Annotated in this window: 19 protein-coding genes; 11 read left to right on the top strand and 8 right to left on the bottom strand. The window is 42.8% G+C overall.

Translation table 11 applies throughout. The annotated features are described in order from the left end of the window. Positions 1 to 62: 62 nt before the first annotated feature. From arsS to JMY05_RS02490, 4 genes are read left to right on the top strand one after another with little or no spacing between them, the layout of a single operon-like run. On the top strand, positions 63 to 1,061 hold the full coding sequence (arsS, locus tag JMY05_RS02475) for an arsenosugar biosynthesis radical SAM (seleno)protein ArsS (protein ID WP_201614094.1): 999 nt from the start codon (positions 63 to 65) through the stop codon (positions 1,059 to 1,061). A 12-nt stretch (positions 1,062 to 1,073) separates the two neighbouring features. Next, positions 1,074 to 1,922 carry a DUF547 domain-containing protein gene (locus JMY05_RS02480; protein ID WP_045445323.1) on the top strand — a complete coding sequence of 283 codons (849 nt, stop codon included), beginning with the start codon at positions 1,074 to 1,076 and terminating at the stop codon, positions 1,920 to 1,922. Between the two features lie 30 nt (positions 1,923 to 1,952). Beyond that, entirely contained in the window at positions 1,953 to 2,672 is a 720-nt protein-coding gene (locus tag JMY05_RS02485; protein WP_045445326.1) for a TIGR04283 family arsenosugar biosynthesis glycosyltransferase, read from the top strand. A 34-nt stretch (positions 2,673 to 2,706) separates the two neighbouring features. Continuing rightward, positions 2,707 to 3,345, top strand: coding sequence for a TIGR04282 family arsenosugar biosynthesis glycosyltransferase (locus tag JMY05_RS02490; RefSeq protein ID WP_045445328.1), 639 nt, complete (start codon positions 2,707 to 2,709; stop codon positions 3,343 to 3,345). 114 nt (positions 3,346 to 3,459) lie between these two features. Here JMY05_RS02490 and mtnP read toward each other — a convergent pair whose 3' ends face one another. Next, positions 3,460 to 4,359 (bottom strand): S-methyl-5'-thioadenosine phosphorylase, encoded by a 900-nt coding sequence (gene mtnP, locus JMY05_RS02495; RefSeq protein ID WP_201614101.1) that lies wholly within the window; start codon positions 4,357 to 4,359, stop codon positions 3,460 to 3,462. Between the two features lie 517 nt (positions 4,360 to 4,876). Between mtnP and JMY05_RS02500 the strand changes: the two genes are divergently transcribed. From JMY05_RS02500 to JMY05_RS02510, 3 genes are read left to right on the top strand one after another with little or no spacing between them, the layout of a single operon-like run. After that, entirely contained in the window at positions 4,877 to 5,896 is a 1,020-nt protein-coding gene (locus tag JMY05_RS02500) for a TAXI family TRAP transporter solute-binding subunit (RefSeq protein ID WP_045445337.1), read from the top strand. Continuing rightward, positions 5,877 to 6,437, top strand: a complete 561-nt coding sequence (locus JMY05_RS02505; protein WP_226950314.1) for a DUF1850 domain-containing protein — start codon at positions 5,877 to 5,879, stop codon at positions 6,435 to 6,437. Before JMY05_RS02500 ends, JMY05_RS02505 begins: the two co-directional genes overlap by 20 nt. Next, the gene (locus tag JMY05_RS02510; RefSeq protein WP_201614103.1) at positions 6,409 to 8,499 is read left to right on the top strand and encodes a TRAP transporter permease; all 2,091 of its coding nucleotides are present in this window, start codon (positions 6,409 to 6,411) and stop codon (positions 8,497 to 8,499) included. Before JMY05_RS02505 ends, JMY05_RS02510 begins: the two co-directional genes overlap by 29 nt. 126 nt (positions 8,500 to 8,625) lie before the next feature. Here JMY05_RS02510 and lipA read toward each other — a convergent pair whose 3' ends face one another. After that, positions 8,626 to 9,669 (bottom strand): lipoyl synthase, encoded by a 1,044-nt coding sequence (gene lipA / locus JMY05_RS02515; protein WP_201614104.1) that lies wholly within the window; start codon positions 9,667 to 9,669, stop codon positions 8,626 to 8,628. Positions 9,670 to 9,843: 174 nt separating this feature from the next. Continuing rightward, complete coding sequence (locus JMY05_RS02520; RefSeq protein WP_201615319.1) at positions 9,844 to 10,269, bottom strand: carboxymuconolactone decarboxylase family protein; 426 nt, start codon at positions 10,267 to 10,269, stop codon at positions 9,844 to 9,846. Between the two features lie 455 nt (positions 10,270 to 10,724). Here JMY05_RS02520 and acnB point away from each other — a divergent pair, with 455 nt between their 5' ends. The 3 genes from acnB (at position 10,725) to JMY05_RS02535 (ending at position 15,103) form a co-directional block, all read left to right on the top strand. Then, positions 10,725 to 13,328, top strand: a complete 2,604-nt coding sequence (acnB, locus tag JMY05_RS02525) for a bifunctional aconitate hydratase 2/2-methylisocitrate dehydratase (RefSeq protein WP_045445339.1) — start codon at positions 10,725 to 10,727, stop codon at positions 13,326 to 13,328. A 189-nt stretch (positions 13,329 to 13,517) separates the two neighbouring features. Next, a complete protein-coding gene (locus JMY05_RS02530) occupies positions 13,518 to 14,252 on the top strand; it encodes a hypothetical protein (protein ID WP_045445342.1) in 735 nt (244 codons plus the stop codon). A 407-nt stretch (positions 14,253 to 14,659) separates the two neighbouring features. Then, positions 14,660 to 15,103 carry a PACE efflux transporter gene (locus JMY05_RS02535; protein WP_201614105.1) on the top strand — a complete coding sequence of 148 codons (444 nt, stop codon included), beginning with the start codon at positions 14,660 to 14,662 and terminating at the stop codon, positions 15,101 to 15,103. 127 nt (positions 15,104 to 15,230) lie between these two features. Here JMY05_RS02535 and JMY05_RS02540 read toward each other — a convergent pair whose 3' ends face one another. After that, positions 15,231 to 16,028 (bottom strand): enoyl-CoA hydratase/isomerase family protein, encoded by a 798-nt coding sequence (locus JMY05_RS02540; RefSeq protein WP_045445345.1) that lies wholly within the window; start codon positions 16,026 to 16,028, stop codon positions 15,231 to 15,233. Positions 16,029 to 16,500: 472 nt separating this feature from the next. On the opposite strand from JMY05_RS02540, the gene JMY05_RS02545 reads away from it, so the two are divergent. Then, positions 16,501 to 17,313, top strand: coding sequence for an alpha/beta fold hydrolase (locus tag JMY05_RS02545; protein WP_045445348.1), 813 nt, complete (start codon positions 16,501 to 16,503; stop codon positions 17,311 to 17,313). 178 nt (positions 17,314 to 17,491) lie between these two features. On the opposite strand, the gene JMY05_RS02550 is transcribed toward JMY05_RS02545, so the two are convergent. The 4 genes from JMY05_RS02550 to JMY05_RS02565 form a co-directional block, all read right to left on the bottom strand. Then, on the bottom strand, positions 17,492 to 18,556 hold the full coding sequence (locus tag JMY05_RS02550) for an HpcH/HpaI aldolase/citrate lyase family protein (RefSeq protein WP_083475641.1): 1,065 nt from the start codon (positions 18,554 to 18,556) through the stop codon (positions 17,492 to 17,494). A 213-nt stretch (positions 18,557 to 18,769) separates the two neighbouring features. Then, positions 18,770 to 19,966 carry a cysteine protease StiP domain-containing protein gene (locus JMY05_RS02555; RefSeq protein ID WP_201614106.1) on the bottom strand — a complete coding sequence of 399 codons (1,197 nt, stop codon included), beginning with the start codon at positions 19,964 to 19,966 and terminating at the stop codon, positions 18,770 to 18,772. Between the two features lie 63 nt (positions 19,967 to 20,029). Beyond that, on the bottom strand, positions 20,030 to 20,857 hold the full coding sequence (locus tag JMY05_RS02560) for an HAD hydrolase family protein (RefSeq protein ID WP_045445351.1): 828 nt from the start codon (positions 20,855 to 20,857) through the stop codon (positions 20,030 to 20,032). Positions 20,858 to 20,939: 82 nt separating this feature from the next. Continuing rightward, complete coding sequence (locus JMY05_RS02565; protein WP_201614107.1) at positions 20,940 to 22,247, bottom strand: phosphoribosyltransferase domain-containing protein; 1,308 nt, start codon at positions 22,245 to 22,247, stop codon at positions 20,940 to 20,942. Positions 22,248 to 22,268: the final 21 nt, after the last annotated feature.

Here is a 22,268-nt window from a genome sequence, read left to right on the forward strand (position 1 = left end):
CCTTTTGTTTTTGCGTTATTATTCTTGCTTTAGAAGTGCTACCAACGGGGTTTTATACCATTATGAAATCAACTATCGAATTACTCGAGCACACGGATTTCCCAGCGCTCAAACGTCGTGAGTTAACCACGCTACAGGTCAATATGGGTTACTTATGCAATATGTCTTGTGTGCATTGTCATGTAGCTGCCAGTCCTTACCGCACAGAGATGATGTCGCGTGAGTTGGTTGAGTTGATTCTAGAAGTCTTGCAAGCACAAAATATCGAGACGCTTGATTTAACGGGCGGTGCGCCTGAGATGCACGAAGACTTTAAGTATTTGGTCACAGCCGCGCGTGCCTTGGGTGTAAAAGTAATTGATCGCTGTAATCTGACTATCCTGATGGAAGAAGGCTTTGAGGACATGGCGCAGTTTTTGGCAGACAATGCGGTCGAAGTGGTGGCTTCAATGCCATGTTATTCATTAGAAAATGTCGATAAGCAGCGCGGCAAGGGCGCATTTGATGACAGTATATTGGGACTGCATAAACTCAATGCGTTTGGGTATGGCAAAGTGGGTTCAAACTTAACGCTCAACCTCGTTTATAACCCGCAAGGTGCGACGCTGCCACCCAATCAACAGCAGCTTGAAGCCGATTATAAGCACGAGTTAAAAGAACATTTCGATATCGAATTTCATCAGCTATTTGCCTTGACCAATATGCCCATTCAGCGTTTTGGTGCGGTGCTATTGGCTAAAAACCAATTCCATCCCTATATGGATTTGCTCAAAGCTAATTATGTGGCCGCCAATTTAACCGAAGTCATGTGCCGATCGACCATCAGTGTCAATTGGTTAGGAGAGTTGTTTGATTGTGATTTTAACCAGCAATTAGAGATTCCGGTGCCCAACAAATCCCGTCGTCATCTAAGCGATTTGTTAACGCAAAATCCTGCTGGCGATGACATTGCCATTGCAGATCATTGCTATGGCTGTACGGCGGGGCAGGGAAGTAGCTGCGGTGGTGCGCTAGAAGAAGAGACAACAGATCAGACGATAGAAAAAACATCCTCGATCTAAACGGAGTTAATCATGTCAGTATTTAATAGTACAAGACTTAATAGTAAAAGCCTTTTTTTAAGCAGTGGTTTATTAATCAAAACGGCAGTGACCACTTCTATCCTGTTAGCCAGTATGGCAAGTTATGCGGATTTTAATCACAGCACTTGGGATAGTTTACTGAATAAAAACGTCACCATGACCAATGGTGGCAAAGCATCTGTCGTCAATTATAATGGTATGAAAGCGGATAAGAGCAAGCTTGATAGCTACATGGCAGCAACTAGCAAAGTCAGTCAATCAGAGTTTAATGATTGGAGCAAAGATGAGCAATTGGCATTTTTGATCAATGTCTATAATGCTGGCACCGTAGAGCTGGTGTTGACCAAATATCCTAACATCAAGTCGATTAAAGATATTGGTGGAATATTTGGTTCGCCATGGAAACAGGATTTCGTCACGCTATTAGGCAAGAAGCGCTCGCTTGATGACATCGAGCACAATCTAATCCGTGGCTCAAAACGCTATAACGAACCACGTATTCACTTTGCGGTAAACTGTGCGAGCATCGGCTGTCCTGCGCTATTAAATGATGCTTTTACAGGGAGGAAATTAGATAAACAATTAGAGCAAGTGACGAGTAAATTCCTCGCGGATAGTAGTCGTAATCGTCTCAAAGGTAATACGTTAGAGATATCGCCAATTTTTAAATGGTATAAAGAAGACTTTGAAACCAACTGGCGCGGTACGAATAATCTAGAAGGGTTTTTGGCTCGTTACAGCTCGTCTTTAGGGCTTAGTAAGTCGCAAACGGCTGAGCTAAAAGCAGGAAAAGTGAAGATTGGCTATACCAATTACAACTGGAGCCTTAATAAGAAATAATGGTAACAACAAGTAAGAGTACTGCTAACTATGACGGCTATGACGACGGTTTCTATCATTATCCCAGTGCTCAATGAGGCAGATAATTTGCCTTTATTGTTTGATAATATCAATAGTCTAAATCCAAAACCGCAGCAAGTGATATTGGTCGATGGTGGTTCAAACGATGATTCTATTGGCATAATCCAAAGTTTTATTAATGAGTTAATGCCTGATAATGATCGTAAAATTGATTGGCAAATGACTGAGTCTAAAGCAGGGCGCGCGCTGCAAATGAATACAGGTGCAGCGTTAGCAACTGGTGAGGTATTGCTGTTTTTGCATGCCGATACGAAATTGCCAATGGATGCTATAGAGAGTGTTTCTGAAGCGATGAAACGGGCAGAGTGGGGACGTTTTGATGTGCAAATAGCCAGTCGTCAACCGACACTGCGATTGGTCAGTCAAATGATTAATTGGCGCTCACGGTTGAGCAGAATCGCGACAGGCGACCAAGCCATTTTTATTAGCGAGTCTTTATTTGAGCAAATCGGTAATTATCCTAACCAAGCCTTAATGGAAGATGTCGAGCTTTGCAAACAGCTAAAAGGTATTGCTAAACCTGCTTGTTTAAAAAGTAAAGTCATCACATCAGCAAGACGCTGGCAACAGCATGGCACTTGGCAGACGATTATTTTGATGTGGCATCTACGCTTTGATTATTGGCGCGGCGTATCGGCTGATAATATCAAAGCGCGTTATTATAAATAAAAGAATAAGCTCTTACAAAGAATAAGCTCTTACCATGAATCAAAACCAACAAACTTGCATTATTCTCTTTGCCAAATTCCCCGCACAGGGTATGGCAAAAACGCGCTTGCAGCCAGCTCTTGGTATTGAAGGTGCGGCGCAAATGGCGCATAAACTGCTATTGCATAGTATAGAACAAGCCGTCGCTACCGGCTTTACGGTTGAGTTATGTGTTAGTCCTGCGCCAACAGATCCATGCTGGCAAGCGCTTAATTTACTTGACTCACTGCGATGGTCAGCACAAGCAGAGGGAGACTTGGGTTTACGTATGTTAACCGCCAGTCAGCAAGCATTAGCACGTTTCGAGCACGTTATCTTGATAGGTACAGACTGTCCTAGTCTTACAACCATTCGTATTCGACAGGCTGCCCAGCAATTAGAAATACAAGATAGCGTCATGATTCCTGCTTTTGATGGTGGCTATGTACTGTTTGGTTTTAAGCAAGTTGCTGCTCGCTTATTTAGTAATATCGAATGGAGTACGGCGAGCGTAGCAAAGGTTACTCAACAGCGCTTGGCAGAATTGAGCTGGTCTGTAGCGTTGTTAGCGCCTTTGCCTGATATCGATGAGCCTGAAGGTTTACAGTACCTGCCAAATGGCTGGCTTGATGGTTATAAAGTTATTGAGAATTGAGAACGCCTTATCATTTAGGGTTTTTAGGTATGAAAAAGCCATCAAACTATTGTGTAGGCTCTATTGGGTTAATTATAGTTTGATGGCTTTTTTGTTGACAATAAATGCATACTGCTAAGGCAATAATACTAAAATTCTGGTCTTGGTCTCATCGCTCATCGCCTCTACTGGCGTGACTAACGCTTTAGCTAAAGCCGTATGGGCAATAGAGTCGGGCTGTTCTACAGCGAGTAGGGCGACCGCCTGCTTAATCACTGCTTGAGCGTTTTCAGAATTTTTCATTAGATTTCTTATGGCATAATCGGCGCTGACATCCTCTTCGGTAGGATGCCAACTATCAAAATCCGTGACCAATGCTAGCGTCGCGTAAGCCATACTCGCTTCACGAGCAAGCTTAGCCTCTGGCATATTGGTCATACCGATGATATCTGCTTGCATCTGTCGATACCAGTGTGATTCTGCACGAGTGGAGAACTGTGGCCCTTCGATACAGATATAAGTGGCTTTTGCATGACATTGACCTTGAGCTATCTGCGCCTGAGCATAAGCACGCGTTAGAATATCCGCGACTTTAGGACATAAAGGATCAGCCATCGTGACGTGTGCCACTGCACCTTCCCCAAAAAAACTGATGCTTCGATGCTTAGTCATATCGATCATTTGATCGGGAATAACCATATCTAATGGCTTAAGCGCTTCTCTTAGCGACCCCACTGCCGATACCGAAATGACATAGCGTACGCCCAAAGTTTTGAGGGCATAAATATTGGCACGATAAGGCACTTCGGAAGGGGTGAATTTGTGACCTTGACCATGACGAGTTAGAAAAGCGACCTTTACGCCATTTAATTCACCTAAGACAATATCATCAGAAGGCGTACCGTAAGGCGTCGATATGCTGACACTACGTTTATGGGTTAAATCTTGCATCTGATAAAGACCACTACCGCCAATGATGGCGATATCAGCAGATACTGATACTGCCGCTGACTTTTCTACACTAGATATTGTCATAAAGGTTTTCCATATTTTTAGAGTAACAGATAACGTTGCCAATATATGTGGTGACGAATTTATAAATTTAGATGGGATCTACTTTAAGTTAGCTGCCTTACGAGATAACCGCTTAGGTTTTATATATAAAATATAATCAAGCCTACAGTATGATAAAAATGCATTAAGAGCTACCATCTAGTCATTTTATATCAGTATTTTTTGGTCAAATAACAAATAGTCTTGTTTATATTTAGATGATTATAAAGGTTTACAATAGACACAGACTTTGTTTAAATGAATTGTCTAATGAAACATTGTTCCGCATAGCAAAACTATATTTGGCTATTAATTCATTACAAGAACGGCTGCTCCTTTACTTAAATAGCTCCGCATACAAAGTGTGAGTGTAGAGGGAATCTGGATGGCAGTTTATTTATAGCAAGAATTGCTATATTATTACAGGTCTGTAACGCATCACTATTGATATATTGATGCCGTTAAGTGTATTAACTCGATTATTTCAAGGATGAATTCAATGCTCAACTCTCTAAAATCCCCGTTACTTTTATCAGCAATGTTAAGCGCCACTTTAGGTCTGACGGCATGCTCATCACCAAGTTCAGAAAGTACTGACAGTACGGCAACAGATAGCGCTGCCACTGACACTGCTGCCGACAAGCTTGACACCAAGTTTCTTACCATCGCCACTGGCGGAGCATCTGGCCCTTATAACATCATCGGCACTTCATTATCAGAGGTCTATGTCAAAACCTTTGGGGTCAACTCAAAAACGCAAACCACTGGCGCTTCAGTCGAAAACGTCAACCTATTGACCCAAGGCAAAGTTGACATGGTGTTGGCGCTCAGTGATGTGGTCACCGACGCGATCGAAGGCAAAAACAACTTTGATAAGCCGATAACCAACATCCAACAGATTGCAGTTTTGTATCCTAATGTGGTGCAAGTCGTCACCACCAAAAAATCTGGCATCAAAAATATTGAAGACTTACGTGGTAAGCGCATCGCTGTGGGCGATCAAGGCTCTGGCACAGAAGTAAATGCTCGGACGCTATTAGAAGGGTTTGGTATCACATATGATGATGTGACCGTTGACTATTTAGGCTTTGCGGAAGCAGCGGACGGTATGAAAGCGGGTAAAATTGAAGCGGCTTTCTTTAGTAGTGGCCTGCCAAACTCTTCATTGATGGAGCTAGAGCAGGGTCTAGACTTACAGTTAATCACCATCAATCAAGACAAGCTAAAAGAAATCATCGCAACCAAGCCTTACTTTAAGACCTTTGAGATTCCTGCTGGCACTTATGGCAATGACGCCGCGATTCCAACCGCAGCAATCATGAATGCTCTATTGGTTAGCTCTGAGTTGTCTGAAGCAGATGGTTACAAGCTGACCAAAGCGTTATTTGACAATTTAGACGGTCTAAAAACAGCGCACCAAGCGGCCAATGATATTAGCTTAGCAACCGCTCGTGAAGGTATGGTCGCTCCTATCCATCCTGGCGCTAAAAAGTACTATGATGAGCAAGCAGCTAAATAAGCGATTAGGGTTATTAATTGGCGTGGCAGGCATTGCCGCACTGGTTTTTTTTACGCTATGGCATCTCTTTGTCCGTCAGCCTGTGGTGGAAGTGCGTGTCGCAGGCATCGATGGTGCTAATGATAAAGTTTGCTATTTTGTCGAGCCAAATTTTCAATTGCGCTGGATACACTCTGTAGAAAAACAATGGTGGGAAGAGCAATACCAACGTATAGACAGCAGTAGTACAGAAGACGCTGCATTGCTGCTGACCACCACTTATTTTGAAGCTTTTGGGGCGGGTACACCCTCAACCGAAGCGCTTGCTACGATACAAAAACCTGGCTATCTGGGTTATCAAATCAATGAGAAATTGCCTAAGCTCAATTGGGTGGTCTCACGGCTTACCAAAGGTGAGATTGACTATGGTAACTACCAGATGCTCATTCATCGCTGGGTGCCAGACTATTCTGAAGTAACGATCATGCCAAAAACATATGGTTTCATTGATAGATTTAACAAGGATTTGTGTCATGAACTCCCAAGTGATGGATCACAATAATGTGACAACGATGTCAGATAACCATATCAATAACGACTTGCCTATACATTCCAACACGGATGCTGATACTCATGTCGACGCTGAACTTGAGGCGCAAGCCCACAATAAAGCCATATTAGAAAAGTATGATAGAGAATCCATCACAAGGCACATCACTCAAGGGCCAGTGAAGTATTTTATCGCTGGACTTTGCATTTTATATTCACTGTTTCATTTATATATCACCTTTAATCCCATGCCAGCGCTGCTACAGCGCTCTGTACACGTGGGCATTGGTTTTGCCTTAATTTTCTTAATTTTTCCAGCAAGCAAAAAAAGCAGCCGTCAGCGCGTCGCATGGTATGACTGGATATGGTTTGCCCTGTCTTTATCTGGGATGGCTTATCTGATCTATGAATATCAAGATATCGTGACTTCACGTGGCGGTATGGCCAATCAGATGGATGTGATATTTTCGCTGATTACGGTGGTCTGCGTATTAGAAGGCAGTCGCCGTATCACAGGTTGGATTTTACCGATATTGGCAGGGATATTTTTGGCGTATCCGTTTGTCAGCCACTTAGACTTTATGCCCGATAGGCTGCTGACTCGTCCTTATGACATGGGCGATATCTTTGGTCAATTATTCTTAAAAACGGAAGGTTTATATTCTGTTGCGATTGGTGCATCGGTCACTTTTATCTTTTTATTCATTCTTTTTGGTGCATTCTTAGCGCGCTCGGGAATGGGACAGCTGTTTAATGATTTGGCATTGGCAATCGCCGGTCATAAAAAAGGTGGTCCGGCAAAAGTAGCGGTGATTTCTAGTGGTTTTATGGGCAGTATTAATGGCTCTGCTTTGTCAAACGTGGTCAGTACTGGTGCCTTTACCATTCCACTCATGAAAAAGGTTGGTTACCACAAAGATTTTGCGGGTGCCGTTGAGGCAAGTGCCTCTGTTGGCGGGCAAATATTACCGCCAATTATGGGCGCGAGTGCCTTTATCATGGCGGAGACAACAGGCTTACCGTATAGCACAATTGCGTTGGCGGCCTTATTGCCAGCCATATTGTATTATCTGGGCGTCATTGCGCAGGTGCATTTTCGCGCTGGTCGTCGCGATCTAAAAGGTATCGCTAAAGAAAGCTTACCAGCCGTGAAAGAAGTGTTAAAAGCCCGCGGTCATATGCTGCTACCGATTGTATTTTTGATTTTCTTATTAATCAGAAACGTGCCCGTTGGTTATGCAGCGGCTTATACCATTGGTTTCACTGTCGTAGTTAGTATGCTGCGAAAAGAGACTAGAATGGGTTTCTCTGACATTTTGGGTGCATTAGAAGATGGCGCACGCCAGTCGCTCGCGGTAATGGCTGCCTGTGCAGTCGTCGGTATTATCATCGGAGTCGTGAGTCTAACCAGCTTTGGAACGGTGATGACCTCATCAATTGTCACACTTGGTGCAGGGTCATTATTTTTCACGCTCATTTTGACCATGCTTGCCTCGATGGTATTGGGCATGGGACTACCGTCTATTCCTGCCTATATTATTACGGCAACGATGGCAGCACCAGCCTTAGCTGGTTTTGATATTCCAATTTTATCAGCGCACATGTTTGTTTTCTACTTTGGTATTTTTGCCAATATTACACCGCCCGTGTGTCTAGCCGCCTTTGCTGGTGCGGGTATATCTGGTGGCGATCCGATGAAGACAGGGTTCTTATCGCTCAAACTGGCACTCGCCGGATTTATCGTGCCGTTTATGTTTATCTATAGTCCAGCGATGTTAATGATTGATCCTACTGGGCTTGCAGTAACTGCTAAGGACTTCCCGCTACCACCTATTATCGATATTATCACGGTAGTATTGACGTCAATTACGGGTGTTCTCGCACTTAGTGCGGCATTAGAGGGTTATTTTAAAAGCGATATGAGCCCAGTAACACGCGTTATGTTGGCAATCGGAGCTTTGCTGTTAATCTATCCTGGAATAACGACTGGTCTAGTGGGTGGCGTGATCGTTATTGCTATCGCCATCTTTAATACTAGAAACAGTGGCGAGCCAACGCCAACTTTAACTATTTAAGACGTTGCGGTTGAAGGTTTTAAAAATCTATTAAAGCTAAAAAAAGGGTGAATAACATAAAATGTTCTTCACCCTTTTTACATGCTCAACTTAATTTTTAAGTATTAGCTCATTAAACCCCGACACTTAGCAGCCAAGTTTGCCTTCTGCTACCAAGGCTTTTTTGCTACGAATCGGTGCAGGGCAGTCTTCACCGTAATATTGACGATCGGCAAAGTAGCTTGAGCGTACCATTGGGCCTGCCCAAATGTTAAAGAAGCCAATTTTTTTACCATAATCCATATAACGCTGGAACTCGTCTGGATGGACGTAACGATCGACAGGCGCGTGGTTTTTACTGGGTTGCAGATACTGACCAACCGTAATCATATCCACGTTATGTGCTTTTAGGTCATCAAGCAATGCATAAATTTCTTCTTCAGTTTCACCAAGGCCAACCATAAAACCGCACTTGGTCGCGATATCAGGGCGACGCTCTTTATAGAGTTTGAGCAAATCTAACGAATGCTGATAGTCAGAACCTGGGCGGAAGGCTTTATATAAACGAGGCACGGTTTCGATGTTATGGTTAAAAACATCTGGCGGTGTTTCAGTTAACAAGTCTAATGCTACTTCCATACGACCACGGAAATCTGGTACCAATATTTCAATGAGGCAATTCGGGCTAAGTGCGCGAGATTCATTGAGAACTTCTACGAAATGCGCCGCGCCGCCATCTTTTAGATCGTCACGATCCACAGAGGTGATTACCGCATACTTAAGCTGCAAACCTAAAATAGTCTCGGCAGTGTGGCGCGGCTCATCTGCATCTAGCTCATTAGGACGACCATGACCGACGTCACAGAACGGACAGCGACGGGTACAGATATCGCCCATAATCATAAAGGTCGCGGTGCCATCAGCGAAGCACTGCGGCAGGTTAGGGCAGGCCGCTTCCTCACAAACGGTATAGAGCTTTTGCTCACGCAAGGTGGCTTTGATACGAGCCACTTCAGCAGGCGAGGACATTTTAACCCGAATCCAATCTGGCTTTTTCTTGGCCTCGATGGTCGGAATCACTTTAATTGGGATACGGGCAACTTTATCGTAGCCACGTAGTTTTTCGCCTTGAATGGCTTTTTTAGGTTTGACCTTAGCAGCAGGCACATGTGTTTGTACGGCAGTTGTCATAATAAAGTATCTCTTAACCCTTTATAGTATAAGGGTTTATGGAATTATTAGAATGTGTTGTGAGTGAGGACATTATAGCAGAAACTTAGGGGCTAATTTTTAATGAATAATGTTTAACTGATCATTTTGAGGTGGATCATTAAGGCTACTATGGTTTGTCTCGCAACCATAGTTTTAAATATCTATATCAATATCCAACTCATTCAGTACATCTATGGCAGCACGAAACGCTTCTTGAGTGGCAGGTGCCCCGCAATAAGGCAAACTGTGCATTAATACTTCTCGAATCTCAGCGACAGTTGCGCCGTTATTGATTGCACCTCGAATGTGCCCTTTTAGCTCAGTGGGACTTTTTTGCGCAATTAAAAAAGCAATAGTGATTAATGAGCGGTATTTGCGTGGTAATACTGAGTCATCTTGCCATGTGCTGCCCCAAGCGTGTTCAATAATCCAGTCTTGTAACGGCTGAGTAAATCCAGTTGCCCCGTCAAGCGAGCGTTTAACATGTGCTGCGCCCATGACGTCAGTACGAACTTTGAGACCGTTTTGATAGTTAGGGTTATTCTTTATATCGCTATTTTCTATGTCGTGATTTTCCATATTGCTATCGTCCATGTCGTCATCCCTAATATTTACTCATTTAGTATATGGTTAATAAAAGCTGTTTTTTCAAGCGCTATTTTTCTAAGTGATATTTTCTCTAAGCTATCGTATCAAGATGATATTTTATCAAATAATATCCTACAAAGCGTCTAGCAGGCACAGCGTATTTATTTAATCATAAATCGAGCGGTGCTTGACTAAAATGACAAGCTGTATATCAATTGTGAAAGGCTGCTCAATCATATTGTTGATGGTACTATTTATATAATAAATGTTCAATATGAGCCCTTTATAACCGCTTTATGAGCCTTTTAAAGGCTGAGCCATTAACATTTAGGGCGTTTTAAGCTATGATTGCACCAATAATTATTCCATCTAGTATATAGACGCAGGCGGTCATGCTGACTACCCACGTAATGTACTAATACTCCCAACTGACGAGGACGACTATTGTGTTAGAAGCTTATCGTAAACATGTCGAAGAACGTGCTGAGCTAGGAACGGTTCCGCTACCACTGAATGAAAAACAAGTAGCAGAGTTGGTTGAACTATTAAAAACCCCACCAGCAGGCGAAGATGCGTTCTTGATGAACCTGCTAGAAAACCGTATTCCTGCTGGCGTTGACCAAGCGGCTTACGTTAAAGCGGCGTTTTTAGCAGCGATCCTTAAGGGTGAAACCTCTTCACCACTTATTAGCAAGCAAAAAGCCGTTCAAATCCTAGGCACGATGCAAGGTGGCTACAACGTTCAACCATTAGTTGCTGCACTGGATGACGCGGAAGTGGCACAAGATGCTGCTGAAGCGTTGAAAAAGACGTTACTGGTGTTTGACGCGTTCAATGACGTGACTGAAAAAGCAGAAGCGGGCAATGCTATCGCTAAAGAAGTGGTTCAATCTTGGGCTGACGCTGAATGGTTCTTGAACCGTGATGCTGTACCAGAAAAGACGACTTACACGACATTTAAAGTGACTGGCGAAACCAATACCGATGACTTGTCGCCTGCGCAAGATGCATGGAGCCGTCCTGATATCCCATTGCATTCATTGGCTATGCACAAAAACTCTCGCGATGGCATCACTGCTGACGAAGAGGGCGTTGTCGGTCCAATGAAGCAAATCGAAGCGTTAAAAGAAAAAGGTCATCCACTCGCTTATGTTGGTGACGTGGTAGGTACAGGCTCTAGCCGTAAATCTGCGACCAACTCAGTATTGTGGCTCATGGGCGATGATATCCCTAACGTGCCAAACAAACGTGGCGGCGGTTTAGTACTTGGTAACAATATTGCTCCTATCTTCTTTAACACGATGGAAGATTCTGGCGCATTGCCAATCGAAAAAGTAGCCGTTGATAACCTAAACATGGGTGATGTATTTGACATCTATCCTTATGAAGGCAAAATCACTAAACATGATTCAGATGAAGTGTTGTCTACGTTCAAATTGAACTCACCAACATTGCTTGATGAAGTTCGTGCTGGCGGTCGTATTCCATTGATCGTTGGTCGTGGTTTGACCAATCGTGCTCGCGCATACATGGGTCTTGGACATTCAGATATCTTTGCTAAGCCAGAAGAGCCAGTTGATACGGGTAAAGGTTTTACCCTAGCGCAAAAAATGGTCGGTAAAGCTTGTGGTCTAGAGGGCGTACGTCCTGGTATGTACTGTGAGCCTAAAATGACGACTGTAGGATCGCAGGATACGACTGGTCCGATGACTCGTGATGAGCTAAAAGATTTGGCTTGCCTAGGTTTCCAAGCAGACTTAGTAATGCAGTCATTCTGTCACACTGCCGCTTATCCAAAACCAGTTGACGTTGAGACTCAGCACACACTACCTGACTTTATCATGAACCGTGGCGGCGTAAGCTTACGTCCAGGTGATGGTATCATTCATAGCTGGTTGAACCGTATGCTATTGCCAGATACCGTTGGTACTGGTGGTGACTCGCATACGCGTTTCCCAATGGGTATCTCGTTCCCAGCTGGTTCTGGTCTGGTAGCATTTGCCGCAGCGACTGGTGTTATGCCTCTAGATATGCCTGAATCTGTCCGTGTACGCTTCGTTGGCGAACGTCAGGCTGGTATCACGTTGCGTGACCTAGTACATGCGATTCCTTATCAAGCGATTAAAGAAGGTCTATTGACCGTTGATAAGAAAGGCAAAATCAACGAGTTTAATGGTCGTATCCTTGAGATCGAAGGTCTAGAAGACTTGACCGCTGAGCAAGCATTTGAGCTATCTGATGCCTCAGCTGAGCGTAGTGCTGCTGGTTGTACCATCACCTTGTCTGAAGCGTCAGTGACTGAGTACTTAAACTCAAACATTACCCTTCTAAAATGGATGATCTCAGAAGGCTATGGCGATGCGCGTACTATCAGCCGTCGTATCGAGCAGATGCAAGAATGGCTAGCGAACCCAAGCCTATTACGCGCTGATGCTGATGCTGAATACGCCATCGACATGACTATCGATATGAGCACGATTAAAGAGCCTATCCTTTGCTGCCCGAACGATCCAGACGATGCAAAAACATTGGCTGATGTCGCTGGCGATACCATTGATGAAGTATTCATTGGTTCATGTATGACCAACATCGGTCATTTCCGCGCTGCGGGTAAACTGCTACAAGACGTACCAGCAGGTAGTTTGAAAACTCGTCTATGGATTGCGCCGCCGACTAAGATGGATGCGCGTCAGTTGATGGAAGAAGGTTACTACAACATCTACGCTCAAGCCGGCGCTCGTACTGAGATGCCAGGTTGTTCACTATGTATGGGTAACCAAGCACGTATCGCACCGAAATCTACGGCGGTATCGACGTCAACTCGTAACTTCCCGAACCGTCTCGGTCAAGGCGCTAACGTATACCTAGCTTCTGCAGAGCTTGCAGCCGTAGCAGCGGTACTTGGTAAATTGCCAACCAACGAAGAATATCAGCAGTACGCTGGTATGCTTGATAGCATGGGCGAGGAAGTGTATCAGTACATGAACTTCGATCGTATGGATTCTTATACTGAAGAAGCCGACAAAATTAACGTTGCTCAGTTGACCTAATATTTGCTTTAAAGCTAATTAGTAAGATAAAAATAAACCCCGTATCGTGATGATGCGGGGTTTATTTTGTTTTATGGTGAAGAAATTAGTTGACATATACGTCATATATTATCGCATGTGTCATTTGTTAGCATCTATTCAACTTAGATATATGTATAATCAACAAATCAAACTAATGTAGGAAGAAGAATGAGTTTTTCAATAGAAATATTATTAGGTTGTTTAGCAGTGATAGCAGCTATTACTGTACCACTCATTATCTATTTCCTGCAAAAAAGTAAAAAAAGATTAGCTTATGAAATTGTTTCAAATACACAGTTAGTCGGAGTGAAAAGCGAGGTTCAAAATAAAATTAAAATATATTATGAAAATAAACTTGTAGAAAATGTGCATCTGCTACTTATTAGAATTATAAATAACGGTAATCAGTCTATATCAATAGGGGATTTCGCCAAACGAATTGATATTAATTTAGGTAATAATTTAAACATACTAACATGTGAAATCTTGAGACAGTATCCAGATAATTTAGATGTTAATGTCATTAAAATGGTAGATAGCATTGAGATTGAACCCTTGCTTCTCAACCCCAAAGATAACTTTACTATAAAAATACTTTTGAGCGACTATAAAGAAAATTTTGAGGTCTCTGCAAGAATAGAAGGTATAAGTAAAATTGAGGTTTATAAAGAACCACAGCCACTGTTTAATATCACTTTAATGCTAACATTTATTCCTTTTTTGATTCTTATGATAACTCGAATCTTCTTTGAAGACACATTTGAAAATTATTTCGGATTTGACATATCTATTATAGTACATACTTTTCTCGTTTTAATTATTACTATTCTTGTGTTTCAAATATTGAAAATTTGGTATGAAGCAGCAAAAGAATTTTTTTTAAAAGATACAGATGAAGAATAGTTTTCCCTATCCATATAAAATTTTTTCATAAATATTAGATAAAAATTCTAACTATTTTATGAATAGCGCAGTAATTAAGTTTTATTCTGTTGCTATAAATTTTATCGCTCATAAAAGTGAGCGATAAAACGAGCGATAAGATCTTGGTTAATTACCCAAATAAACTGGCTTACGCTTCTCCATAAAGGCGCTAATGCCTTCCTTGAATTATCGATTGCTATTATATTTGGTATTTCATTGCATCAAATTTTGATGTAAGCGTCAACTGGCTTCTTCAACTATCTTATGTATAATACAAGGGCAGGCGGAAACCGTGGCTCTGTACTGAATCTATCTTTTCTATCTCGGGACGGACCGATACTTTGATAGGCACTTTTTGTTTACGCTCAAGTGCTCTGGAGTCTTGGTTGATTACTTTATCCCCACTCAAACGTCGTATCGTCTATGTGACTATCTTCGAGATTATCGCTATTATTTCTTCTACTTTTGTATTGATGAAACTTAGCGGTAGCGACGCGGCAGAATCCTTACCAGTTGCTGTGATGGTGTCATTGGCAGCAGTGATTTGGAACTTCTTATACAATACAGCTTTTGAAGCGTGGGAACGTCGTAAGCATGTGGCAAAACGCACCTTACTCATTCGCAGTGCGCATGCATTAGGGTTTGAAGGCGGATTGGTATTGATTTGCTTACCACTTTATATGATTTGGTATGACGTTGGCTTAATCAAAGCTTTTATGATGGAAGCGGCGTTACTGCTATTTTTCTTGGTTTATACCTTTATCTTTACCTTGGGTTTTGACAAGATATTTACCTTACAGCATCACTATAAGACAGCCTCTGATTCTTAAGAGTTAAAAGTGTTACTTAAAGATATGCTTAATACAGAATTTTCTTGATACTGTATGACCCAAAAATAAAAGGCTGCCATTAGGCAGCCTTTTTGATGATAGCGCAAAAAAGAGTGTGATCAGGTTATTATTTACCTTGATAAACTGGCTTACGTTTTTCCATAAAGGCGGTAATACCTTCTCTAAAATCATCCGTTTTAGCAAGCATGGTCTGTTGATCCACTTCCATATCGAGCGCTTCATTGAGACCCATATAAGCGTGCGTATTAATCATATGCTTCATTGATGCCAATGCCTTTCCGGGCAGATTGCTCAGGCGCGTTGCCAATGCCAATACGCTAGCATCCAGCTCGTCGCTACTGACCACATCATTAACCAAGTTTAAGCGTGCCATATCTTCCGCTTTGAGTTTATCGCCAAGCATGACCATCTCAGTGGTTCTTGCCACACCGATCAATTGATTCAGTAAATAAATGCCGCCAGCATCTGGTATTAGACCGATATTGACAAAGGCTTGCACGAATTTGGCATTGTCAGCGGCGATGCGAAAATCACAAGTCAGTGCCAAGTTCATGCCAGCACCTGCCACTGCGCCTTCTAATTTGGCGATAATAGGCTTATGAATATTACGCAACTTTAAGCTAATCTCAGCGACTTCGCCAACCATGAAATTTAGCTTATTCGACAGTGCCTCGCTTTCCATGCCGTTTTCTAACATCTCACCGATATGCCCGCCACTTGAAAAGTTATTGCCTGCGCCTTGCAGGATGATGACTCTGACGTCTTTATCTTCATCTGCATTCGTCAGTGCGTTCATCATGGCATCTTTTAGCACTGTGCTAAAGGCATTCAGTGTTTTGGGATCGTTCATCGTGATGGTTGCGATATGGTTTTCTACTTGATATTCGACGAGAGGGTGTGACATGGTTGATATCCTTAATTGAGTTTTCTATAAAACGTTTTTGGTAACACTAGCTATTGGCAGTAAATGTGACAAATAATGCAATGCCAAATACTATAGCAGTTTGAGCTTATTATAAAAGCAGGATCTGTGCGCGCTTAAGACATGATTCAGGTATGGTGTTTTTTGCTGCTATCATATTGCTAAAATTATTAAACCTACCATTCAAAAATAAGGCTACTATCTGTAGAAAGGTTGAATTATGCTAAGGCATGTCCTCAATTCAATCGAGTATTCTCTAAATGGGTTGAAAATGGCTAAATTTTGCCAAACATCGTCAAATAGCTGATGAATATCTCGATATTATTTGTGCTATTTTCCTTGTTTGGCAGCAATTTATCTTATTTTTTTCACCATTTTTAAGATGAAGACACGCCCTAGAAGGCAAGTTTTAAAAGACTGATTTTTTATTTATTAAACCAACAAGGAAGTGGTTATGCCAATTATTCATGTCAATAATGTTGAACTTTATTATGAAGACAGCGCGCCAAACGATAAGCAAAAACCCGTCATGGTATTTGCCCACGGTCTGCTGTGGAATACACACCTATTTGACAAGCAAGTTGAGTATTTTAAAGCCGGTTATCGCTGTATTACGTTTGATTTTCGGGGACAAGGGCAGTCTGAAATAACCAAGTCTGGCTATGATATGGAAACCTTAACCGAGGATACATTGGCATTATTAAAGGCACTAGATATTCATAAGTGCCATTTGTTAGGGTTGTCGATGGGCGGATTTGTCGCCCAGCGTGTCGCACTCAAACGCCCTGAGCTATTGCTGTCGCTTACCCTGTTAGAGACTTCTGCTGATCCTGAAGATCCCAAAAACGTGCCGCAGTATCGTAAGCTGGTCAAAGCCATTCGTTGGCTGGGTCTCAAACGCGTGAGTAACAAGGTCATGCCTATTATGTTTGGCAATACTTTTTTGACAGATAAGTTACGTAAGTCTGATCGTAAGCAGTGGTTAACGATGCTACAAGGCAATCGCAAAGGTGGAGTCATTAAGGCAACGATGGGCGTCATTGAGCGGTCAGGCACCTACGATCAGCTAGGGAGTATTACGGTGCCGACATTAATTGTGGTCGGTGATGAGGACACAGCAACCCCTTATTCAAAGGCTGAACGTATACATTTCGCGATTGCAGGGTCTAAATTGGCAGTGATCAAGGGCGCTGGTCATACCGCCACCGTAGAAGAGCCTGAGCAGGTCAATCGAGTGATTAACACCTTTTTAGCGGACTGCGTCTAATTTTGAGTTGGTCTTGAAATAGCCTTAAATAAGGCATCGTTTTAATAGTAATAGAGTGATGGAACCTTTGTGCTAAAAAAGCCGCTATCTTGAATGTGATAACGGCTTTTTTATTGAGCGCATGTAAGAGAGTGCATTTAAAACATTAATTAAAGAGCGGTAATATTAAAATTTCTATTTATAACCGCGCCGTATAGTCATTATTACCGTCATCAAGGGTGCCACATGCCTCGGCACGATTGACGATTTCTGTTGCCCACGCGCGATGGGTAGCAGGCTCTAGCATAGTATTATTATATTTAAACACCGCTTTTGCCTCGCTATGCAAGATTGCTTGCGCCTCATCTAAAATGCTCAATGGTACACAATAGGCTTGTTGCACCAGCGCAATTTGGCTTGGATGAATGACCGTTTTGCCGACCAATCCTAAGCTAACATCGCGGGTTAGCTCTTGCATAAATAGCGTTGGCTGATCCAAATATTCAAAGACAGGCGCTGTCAAATAAAAGCCATGCGGCACAAAGCAGCCGAGCAGCTGATAGGCAAGGGTGCCGATAGGGGTATCATAAACGATGCTGTTTTTGGGACGGCGCAAACGCAATGCTGCAAACAAATCATTGCCGCCGATACGTAAGGCAAAAACTGGCTGGCTAAAGGCTTCTTTAAAACCAATGGCCAATTCCTGATTATGATGTGGATTAAATAGCGCTGCGGTCTCAAGCGTCGGCATCAATAATTGCTCAGTACTCAGATTTTGACAAGCCATACGCCAATTAGACAGACTATACATATCGACTTTTGGCATGACAAAGCCATCAATCAAATCGATATGGGCAAAACCTGAGAGCTGCTCTAACATCGCTGGATGACGCGGACGTATAAATACCAGCGGGCGTGTTGGTTGCTCAATCTGAATGTCGGCATGTTTTGATGGGTCATTGATGCTATCGACATGCGTCGCCCATGTATGCAGCAACGTTTGCAAGCGCTCAAGTGCCAGCTCAACATCATTATGGCTAACCGCATCTTCTAGGCAGATGATAATACTATTAATCGTTGGTAATTTATCACGCTTAATGACTTGCCAAATATCTTGGCGAGTTGCTGGCATGTATAGGCTAGCCCCCAACTGATACGGGTGATGCGCATGTGGTTTGAGCATCGCATGACGCTCAGTAATAAGGTGAGCGTAAGACTGGGTGTTTTGATAAAGAGTAGACTCGTTGTTTTGCATATCTGACATAATTGGCATCATCAATAGTGATAAGTGAATGGGTATAAAATCTAAGAGGTATCATCAAGTAATATGGCTTAGCAGCAATGACCGCAAACCCAAAAATACGTTTGGTAATGTCAAATTCGTTTAGCCGACAAGAGGGAGTACTTGTACTTTTTTCTTTCGCTGCTTTGAGTTTGAGACGGGTCTGGTTTATAAAAAACGCGAGTGTAGCAATGATTAATGGTCTTCGCTACGTTGCTTGATAAGCGTGATGGCTTGATAGGGATGTATTTTATCACCTAATACACTAACAATGATATTTCGCTGGGCACATAAATGTCTTAGCAGTATGGTATCAGGATGATCAGCGCTGGCTAATAATATGCGTTCAGGGTCACGGCGCAATATCGCCCGTGTTGCCTCTGCAATCGTTGGCTTAATGCGGTTACGATTGGCGATAGCGTAGTCTGCTGCCAGCTTGTCGATTAAAGCAGCTGTCTGATAGCGCGGCTGCTGAAACGTCGGAAAGCACTTCAAAGATGGGGCTAATGCACGGCGCGCTGCATCGATATGAGCGATGAAAGCTAAGCTATGGTCGACCTCAATTAAGTTATCATAAAACACGCTGCGGTGTAGCCCCAATGCTGGCTCGGTATATAAACTTCGCGAAATCAGTCCTGATACCGTACTATTTAATAATCCTGACGGAATTAGCCAGTCATCGATACTAGCTGCAAGCCAAGCAACGCCAGCTGGATCAGCCAGCGTTAATAAGGGAATAACACTTGCGCCTTGATGAAAGATATTGGCAAAGTTTGCATGGCTAGGATCGCTAAATTTTTCTAAACTATGAGCAAGCTCTTGATAAATCGCGCCTTTGCCTGTCCAACCGTCAACAAATACGATAGGACTGTCTGGATGAGCATTCAATATCATTTGTAACGCAACTGGATCAAGTCCGCGGTCGCGAATGATGCTGATACCATAATGCACGCTCGGCAAAGCAGAGCTGCTATTAACGTCTGCTAACGCACGCTGCAACAAAACGCCAACTGGCAAACCTGCGCGTACCAAACTGACTAAGACTAGCGGGCGCTCATTACTAACGGTATGTTCATTTCGAGATTTTTGAAAAATGTGATGTAGCGTATAAGCCAAATTAGTAATGTCAGTGGCAGTCCTCTCAGCTCCTTGCTCTAATGCTTGCGTGTATAGCTGCTCATGCATAGCAGTAGGCGCTTGCTCCAAGGTCAACATATCAGAATAATGACGTTGCCCACTTTGAATAAGTGCTTCTTTTTGACTGACTGGCACATCGGCGACCGCGTTTTTAGCGACTATATCGAGCAGTACGGTCACATCACTGGCAAGATAGCTGCCTGAGCCATATGCTTCTAATTTTTGAACATTAGGGTTCGTTATATGATGGGTCATAAAATAATTTCTACTTCTATAAACGGCGGCGATTATTGTTTTTATTTAGGAGGGGTTAAGTGTTTAGAATGATTGAGAGCTAAGTCGTCCATGTAACTGACCATGATTGGGCATACCATACCAGTCAAGCAGCTGTAAAAATGGTAAATCAGCCAGACTGTCACCAAAGCCAAAGCTTGGTCGTTGACTGTCTAAATGATTAGCTAACAAGAACTGTACCGCATGGCGCTTATGAACTGCGTGCGGCAATATCGCTAGATTATTCGCATTCACGTGCACATAAAAATCCTGCTCAAAGTCTCGTATTAACGTTGGCAGTTTTGCAGCGAGATCTACTAATGCTTGATGGTCTTTTTGCGCATGTTTGATAGCCAGATAAATGGTTAATTCTCTATTATCAGCGCCATTGTTAAAGCTATCGATATGCGGTGTAAAGACCAGCTGGCTACTTTCATTTTTGCTGTGATTCGCGAATAGCTGGCTCAGCTGCTGCAATTTTTCCTGCAATGGCGCAAGCTTATTATACATATACTGTTGCCACTGGGCTTGTAACATACCGTCTTTGTCAAGAATAATCGCGCCATGAGTCAAAACTTGCCAGCTATCAAAAGGCAGTTTAACACGCTGGATTTCACTGCGGTCGCGTGCCGTCACTACGATTAGATCAGTGCTAGCAAGTAGCCAGTTAAAAAATGTGGCTTGGCGCTGACTCATAAAACTTAATGGCTCGCCTTGTTTGTTAACGGTTGCGCAAATCAAGTTTTCAGCTTCAGTGGTGGGTAAGTCCCATGCGTCAATTTTACGCTGAGTTTGAAATAGCGTATCGTCCAAATCCATCAGCGCGTAAGGCTTAACGATATCAGGATTGGCTTGAAAGAATGGGCTGGTCATAAAGGTGTCCGTAAGGGTTGAATGTGAAAAGCAGAGCGGGATTTAGAGGATAGTTGTAAGAGGACAGTTCTTATAAAATAATTTACAGCGTCGGACTCACCACCAATACATTCTCTAAACCTTTCCACATAGTATCAACGCTATCAGCGGGCGTTTCCACACACAAGACAATCAAATCCCAATCGTTAGGTGTAACGTTATAAGCAAAGTTGGTCATCCCAAGCCCATAATTATCATTAAAACTTAGCATCGAGGTAATTGCGCCACCAAGCGCAATCGGTGAGCGGGTTAACGCACTAAAATTAACCGTATGCTTACTATTCTCTACATGCGTATGTTGTGCAAGCCATTCCGCCAATAAAAACGGTAACCAGACAAACTCATTACTGCCCAATACTAAAATTCGCTGTGGCAACTGTTCTTTATCAAACGGCTCTTTCTCAGGTTGAGCTTGCTTGTTAAAAATGTTAAAGGCAGTTTGAAACCTTAAAAGATAATGATCAAACCCATCTGTGCTATCTAGAGTTGGGAAACGTCCCCAATTACCAGTATTACCTAGAGACTGACTACCTGCTTTAGTTGTATCAACCGACGGCATCGTTATCGGTTCGGGATTGGGTGCATCTGTCCAAGTCCATGCCCCAGACAGTAGATGATGACGTTGAAAGTGGATATTGGGCAGGCGTTTTGCGATTTGGTCAGATACAGCCTCATTTACATCGGCTGCATTCTGATTCTGGTTTAAAGACCAATCAACCAAAGTGGTAAGATGTACTTGCTCTAACTGGTCAAGTCCTGCGTTACGAAGGGCAGTGACGACATTAACGCAAGTATTGCCTGTCGATGCTTCATCATCCACCATAATCAAGGTTTTGCTGGCTAGCAGCTGCGCTTGGGTCACTGTATCTGCACTTTGATAAATGAGATGCTGGCTGGCATGACTATGGTCTTCGCTGAAAGTGGTTAATAAAGAGTCGCTGCTACTGTCCTTATTGTCATCATGTTGCGCATGCCGCGTAGAGTTCAATAGTAAGGCTTTGGGGTAACGCGTTTGTAGCGCTTGATGTACCCCCGCAGATAAGCCAACGGCTGTCTCTGCCATACCGATGACTAAAATCGGCTCAGGCAAATCGCTAGGAACCAAATTCGCCAAGTCAGTAAAAGCATGACGCATGGTGCTAGGAGCCACTGGAATATGACGACCTAATACTTTTGAGACAAACAAAAAGGCACGTTTTGGGTTAATGCGTTGTGCAAAGCCAAGCAAGTCTTCTAATTGATAATCGTTACTTGGTTCTGCCCCATTTTTCGTAGTGGCTGAATTGGTTTGATAGGTTAAATCAAGATTGCCGCGTGGTAGGGTAATGGTGCAGACATAGCTTTTTTTCATGGAAATACTGTTTGTAGTCAT

Source organism: Psychrobacter sp. JCM 18902 (genome assembly GCF_904846615.1).
In the GTDB taxonomy this organism is placed as follows: Bacteria; Pseudomonadota; Gammaproteobacteria; order Pseudomonadales; family Moraxellaceae; genus Psychrobacter.

Bases quoted from the DNA above. Each gene is read 5' to 3' on its own strand.
- arsS (WP_201614094.1), top strand. From the start codon at position 63: ATGAAATCAACTATCGAATTACTCGAGCACACGGATTTCCCAGCGCTC.
- JMY05_RS02480 (WP_045445323.1), top strand. From the start codon at position 1,074: ATGTCAGTATTTAATAGTACAAGACTTAATAGTAAAAGCCTTTTTTTA.
- JMY05_RS02485 (WP_045445326.1), top strand. From the start codon at position 1,953: ATGACGGCTATGACGACGGTTTCTATCATTATCCCAGTGCTCAATGAG.
- JMY05_RS02490 (WP_045445328.1), top strand. From the start codon at position 2,707: ATGAATCAAAACCAACAAACTTGCATTATTCTCTTTGCCAAATTCCCC.
- mtnP (WP_201614101.1), bottom strand. From the start codon at position 4,359: ATGACAATATCTAGTGTAGAAAAGTCAGCGGCAGTATCAGTATCTGCT.
- JMY05_RS02500 (WP_045445337.1), top strand. From the start codon at position 4,877: ATGCTCAACTCTCTAAAATCCCCGTTACTTTTATCAGCAATGTTAAGC.
- JMY05_RS02505 (WP_226950314.1), top strand. From the start codon at position 5,877: ATGAGCAAGCAGCTAAATAAGCGATTAGGGTTATTAATTGGCGTGGCA.
- JMY05_RS02510 (WP_201614103.1), top strand. From the start codon at position 6,409: ATGAACTCCCAAGTGATGGATCACAATAATGTGACAACGATGTCAGAT.
- lipA (WP_201614104.1), bottom strand. From the start codon at position 9,669: ATGACAACTGCCGTACAAACACATGTGCCTGCTGCTAAGGTCAAACCT.
- JMY05_RS02520 (WP_201615319.1), bottom strand. From the start codon at position 10,269: ATGGAAAATCACGACATAGAAAATAGCGATATAAAGAATAACCCTAAC.
- JMY05_RS02530 (WP_045445342.1), top strand. From the start codon at position 13,518: ATGAGTTTTTCAATAGAAATATTATTAGGTTGTTTAGCAGTGATAGCA.
- JMY05_RS02540 (WP_045445345.1), bottom strand. From the start codon at position 16,028: ATGTCACACCCTCTCGTCGAATATCAAGTAGAAAACCATATCGCAACC.
- JMY05_RS02545 (WP_045445348.1), top strand. From the start codon at position 16,501: ATGCCAATTATTCATGTCAATAATGTTGAACTTTATTATGAAGACAGC.
- JMY05_RS02550 (WP_083475641.1), bottom strand. From the start codon at position 18,556: ATGTCAGATATGCAAAACAACGAGTCTACTCTTTATCAAAACACCCAG.
- JMY05_RS02555 (WP_201614106.1), bottom strand. From the start codon at position 19,966: ATGACCCATCATATAACGAACCCTAATGTTCAAAAATTAGAAGCATAT.
- JMY05_RS02560 (WP_045445351.1), bottom strand. From the start codon at position 20,857: ATGACCAGCCCATTCTTTCAAGCCAATCCTGATATCGTTAAGCCTTAC.
- JMY05_RS02565 (WP_201614107.1), bottom strand. From the start codon at position 22,247: ATGAAAAAAAGCTATGTCTGCACCATTACCCTACCACGCGGCAATCTT.